At 41.1% G+C, this 4,804-nt stretch carries 3 protein-coding genes, 1 tRNA gene and 1 rRNA gene; 1 reads left to right on the top strand and 4 read right to left on the bottom strand.

Annotation, left to right across the window (positions count from 1 at the left end; all coding sequences use genetic code 11):
• Both AC0YN7_RS29565 and AC0YN7_RS29560 read right to left on the bottom strand, forming a co-directional pair.
• A 16S ribosomal RNA gene (locus tag AC0YN7_RS29565) occupies positions 1–85 on the bottom strand; the annotation flags it as partial.
• A 332-nt stretch (positions 86–417) separates the two neighbouring features.
• A complete protein-coding gene (locus AC0YN7_RS29560; protein WP_475813590.1) occupies positions 418–678 on the bottom strand; it encodes a DUF3934 family protein in 261 nt (86 codons plus the stop codon).
• A 392-nt stretch (positions 679–1,070) separates the two neighbouring features.
• Here AC0YN7_RS29560 and AC0YN7_RS29555 point away from each other — a divergent pair, with 392 nt between their 5' ends.
• Positions 1,071–2,528, top strand: coding sequence for a stalk domain-containing protein (locus AC0YN7_RS29555; protein ID WP_475813589.1), 1,458 nt, complete (start codon positions 1,071–1,073; stop codon positions 2,526–2,528).
• A gap of 298 nt (positions 2,529–2,826) precedes the next feature.
• Here AC0YN7_RS29555 and AC0YN7_RS29550 read toward each other — a convergent pair whose 3' ends face one another.
• The gene (locus tag AC0YN7_RS29550; protein ID WP_475813588.1) at positions 2,827–4,275 is read right to left on the bottom strand and encodes a DHA2 family efflux MFS transporter permease subunit; all 1,449 of its coding nucleotides are present in this window, start codon (positions 4,273–4,275) and stop codon (positions 2,827–2,829) included.
• 263 nt (positions 4,276–4,538) lie between these two features.
• Positions 4,539–4,614, bottom strand: a tRNA-Lys gene (locus AC0YN7_RS29545).
• Positions 4,615–4,804 lie beyond the last annotated feature (190 nt).

Genomic DNA, 4,804 nt, shown 5'->3' with positions numbered 1-4,804 from the left:
AAGCATCTCATCAACTCCGCTCGACTTGCATGTATTAGGCACGCCGCCAGCGTTCGTCCTGAGCCAGGATCAAACTCTCCAAATTGGTGTTTGACTTGCTCATTACTTTTTTATCGCTTTTTCTAATGATCCGTTAGGATCGTTAGGGCAGTTTAATACTCGTTGTTCAGTTTTCAAAGAGCAATCTTATTCTTGTTTGTTTCTCGTTTGTGCCGGTTTGTTTCTTGCCCGGAATAAGAATATACCATGCATATGCCTACTAATGCAAGTCTTTTTTTAAAATTCTTTTTAAACATGTGAATCGCTTAAATATAGAGTGTCTTTATCCAGCTATTTTATACATAAAAATAAAAAGAAGCCCAAGCCTTGAATCAGCTCAAGCATCTATTATCAGTCATAAGCATTCATGTACAAGGCTTACTTCGTACTTTTGCTTCTAACTCCGCTGATTTCACTTCTACCTTTAAAGGGGCTGGATCCTCTATCACTTGTTTTAGTACCGGTTATTCCTTTTTTCGCACTTCCACTGCCGTTCTTATCTGCTTCTGCACCTTTAGAAGACTTTTTTCTGCTAAACACTTTTGTAGCTGCCGCTTTCTGCTCGCCCTTTTTCCATCGAGTCCAGCCTTTGCTGCCCGTACCTCTGCCAGTACCGCCTTTTGCCTTAGCTTTAGTCATATCATCACTCCATTTACTTTTGTAGCCGAATTACTATTCGTAAAAAGGAATACCTTATCCTATTTGTCCGGAAAAATCCGTTGGTTTGGCACACAGTTTCATCAAACGTAACCACTACGGCTTTTTTAGCCTCTATATATAGTACACCAAATAGCTAAGTTTAGGCTAATTCCTTATAAGTTATTTCTCATCACTGTTTACTTCAAAGAAGCTCACTTAATATTTACCCACTCATTCCATTTCAAAACAAATTCCCCTCTACTCGCCCTTCACTATGATAATATTATGTTAGTTGGAAGTTATTTCTATGTGAATGCAGCAAATAGATTATTGGTTATCTGTCAGCAATTGTTATCATCTCACAAGTCTATCTTATACAGGAAGGTTACTAGATGTATAAGCAGAACTTTTTTATTTGGATACTTACATTCTCTCTACTAATTATCGTTAGCATCCAACCACCAAATGCACAAGCTCAAATTCTATCCCCAGAAGAAAACGGATGGAAAGAAATAGCTGCAGGCAATCTTCACAGTCTCGGAATCAAGGATGATGGGACAGTATGGCAATGGGGGAACATAACTACCTATCGTGGTGCTCTAGGTTCAGAAACTAATCTCAATTCCTATCTCCCTGTTCAAGTACCTTTTATCAAAAATACTGTCGCCGTTTCGGGTGGGCAGACACACTCACTCGCCCTAACTAACGAGGGAACGGTTTGGGCATGGGGTGGAAATCTAGATGGTCAATTAGGTGATGGGAGTAAGGTTAGTCGTGAGTCCCCTAAACAAATTGAAAAATTGTTTGATGTCGTTGCGATCGAAGCAGATTGGAGCAGCAGCTATGCGATCAAAAAAGACGGAACCGTTTGGGTCTGGGGCGGCTTTTTCCCTGAAGTTCCTACACAGCTGCCTAGAGCTGCCGATGTCATTACCATATCAGCAGGTTACGGCAACTTTATGCTCCTAAAGAAGGATGGGACGGTTTGGACTTACAATAATAAAATGGTTCAAGTAGAAGGTTTAGAGGGTATAGTCCAAATCGCAGTGGGAGGACAGTATACATATGGTATGAAGAAGGACGGAACCGTATGGCTTTGGGGATCAAACGGGTTTGGCAAAGTCAATGGGAGTTCTGTTAATAATGATACGGCAGCTAGCATGATTCAAGGTGTGTTCGATGCCATATCCATTCAAGCCTCAGCCAGTGGCCCTCTTATATTAAAAAAAGATGGGACGGTCTGGGCTAGCGGAGACAATCCCGGGGGCCAGCTCGGTATCGGATCTTATAAATCGAGTGATGTCCCTGTCCAAGTCATTGGCCTAAAAAAAATAAAACGCATAGCAGCACACGGTATTGGATATCGCTCAATGGCTATTCGTGCGGATGGAACCTTATGGTCTTGGGGATTCGGCCCTACTGGGGATGGTACAAAGTGGGATCGAACTTTGGCCGTCGGAATTAAGAGCTATGAATCTGAGCTAATAGAGAAAGAACCTATTTTTGTCGATTTAGATGGTAAAACATTACGTTTCAAACAACCTCCCGTTAAGCTAAATAACCGGACCATGGTTCCGTTAAGAGCTATATTCGATGCACTCGGCGCTATTTTAGAATGGAATTCTGATACTCAAACTATTACAGCTACAAAAGGAAGCAATAAAATTGTACTAGTCGTTGGTAGTTCAACCGCACTCGTGAATGATAAGCAAGTCATCCTCGATGCTCCTCCGACAATAATTAATGGCTCCACTTTCGTACCCGTCCGCTTCATTAGTACATCTCTAGGAGCAGAAATAGAGTGGGAGAGTAACAGCAAGACTGTCATTATTACATCAAGCCCTCAATAAGAAAGATGAGAAACTAGCATCTCAAAATCCGGTGGTATGGCATACAGATTCATAAATCATAAGAACCTATTCGGATTGTTCCCAAAATAGAGCCATCATTAGAGTAGTAACAGAATCTAATTTCTCTACGAATAATCAGCTTTATCCTTACCCTTCCTCATAAGATAAGGATAAAGCAGAATGATTCCAACAACGTAGAGCAGTAAAGCAAAAATAGCTGGCGAGAGATGCCAAAAGTCGATATACCCAGAATAAAAAAATCCTTAGAGAATATTCTCCAAGGATTTTTTCGTTAGACTTAGGTCATACCCTTGATTACATCTCCATGCTTCAACTTACCAACGAACATGCTAAGAGGCAAAGCAACGGCTGCAACTAAGGTAGCAACTACATAAACGTCATTTACGCTCATCGTAAAAGACATCATCTCAATGTGTATTTTGTTAATATCGCCGGCCTTCACAAACTCCGTGGCATGAGTTAGTGATCTTGATGCAAGCATCGTTGTAAAAATAGCTATAGCGAACGATCCAAAAACATTTCTCGTCCAGTTTGTTATTGCTGAAGCGTGTCCGGATAGCTCAGCTGGAATTTGTTCCATTGCAGCGTTACTTGAAGGCATAACTACAAATGCAATTCCAGCGTTGCGTACGATCATCCACCAAATAACGTAAGAATGAGACACATCGATGCTTAGCCAGCTTAAAGCGAGTGTGCCGATTGTTAAAAGCGCAATTCCGAATGACATCAACCAACGCGGACCTACAATATTATATAATTTTCCGACAACAGGCATTAATAGCGCCATAGCTAGCGAAGCTGGCAGCAATATCATCCCGGTATCCATCGCAGAGACATGCTGAATTCTTTGGAGAAAGATAGGAGTCAGCAATGTCCCTGAATACAAGCTAATCGTAATGATATTCGCTAGAATAGCATTCAATGTGAATCTTCTGTTTTTAAAAACTCGCAAATCTAACAATGGCGTTTCCGCTGTTAGTTCTCTCCATATAAATAGAGCCAGTGATATCGTCCCAAGCACGAACAACGAAACGATTTTCCAAGAACCCCAGACCCAGCTATGGCCTTGACCAAACGCTAAAAGCAGAGATGAACTGCTTAAAATAACGGTAAGGAAGCCAAGTCCATCGAAGCTCTTAGGAATATTCATTCGATAATATGGAATATAAGCATACACGAACCCTATAGCAATCATCCCAACCGGAATATTCATTAGAAATAACCATTGCCAAGCATAGTGCTGCAGCACCCAACCACTAATAGTTGGTCCGAAAGCTGGAGCAAGCATTGCAGACAACCCCCAAAAAGCTATCGCCATTGCTTGCCGTTCCCTTGGTATGATTTGATAAATTATTGACATCGTAGCCGGTATAATCAAGCCGCTGAATGCTCCTTGCAGCACTCGGAATAAAATTAAGGAACCTTCATCCCATGCAGATCCGCATAGGATCGATGCTACCGTAAATCCTATTAGCGAAAATAAATACAACCGCCTGTAGCTGAAACGCTCACCCAAATAGCCAGCAATTGGTGCAGTTGTTCCCATAGCTAGCATAAAGCCGGTTAACGTCCACTGAATAGAGCCAAGTGTTGTATCAAAATGAACCTTTAAAATTTCGAGCGCCAAATTGATAGAAGCCGACGCCAACACACAGAGAAAAGAACCGATAAAAATTGCAATCATAACTGGCCAAAAACGTACTTTTATTGCTTCTGCATGTTCCATCCCGGCTCTTCCACATCCTTATCTTTACATATAATGTGCAAGTATTATATTTTAGTTCTAAAGTAATTTCAATGGCATGTCAGCTATTAATGGAAGACTTTATGTAGAATTATCAATATACACGCATTCCCAACGAAATTATTGAATGCAAAAAAGCACCTAATCACTGTCCTATAAGGGACACGATAAGGTGCATTCTATATTCAATCCTTGGAAAACAAGTTTTTCAAGGAGAATTGGCTATGTAACTCATGGATAAAAAATGGTGAGTCATGTAGGATTCGAACCTACGACACCCTGATTAAAAGTCAGGTGCTCTACCAACTGAGCTAATGACTCATGAAAAGTTCAAAGATGATAAATTTACACCTTCAAAACTGGATACGAAAGTTGCCTTACTGAACCTTAGCTGTTTGTTTGCCGGATGTATGGGTCCTTGCAAACTTATTTAGGATAAGCCCTCGACCGATTAGTATTCGTCAGCTCCACACATTGCTGTGCTTCCACCCCGAACCTATCAACCTCGTCG

The sequence above is a fragment of the Paenibacillus sp. J31R122 genome (genome assembly GCF_056269185.1).
Note: the sequence above shows the minus strand (reverse complement) of the source record. Positions and strands in the feature narration are given on the sequence as shown.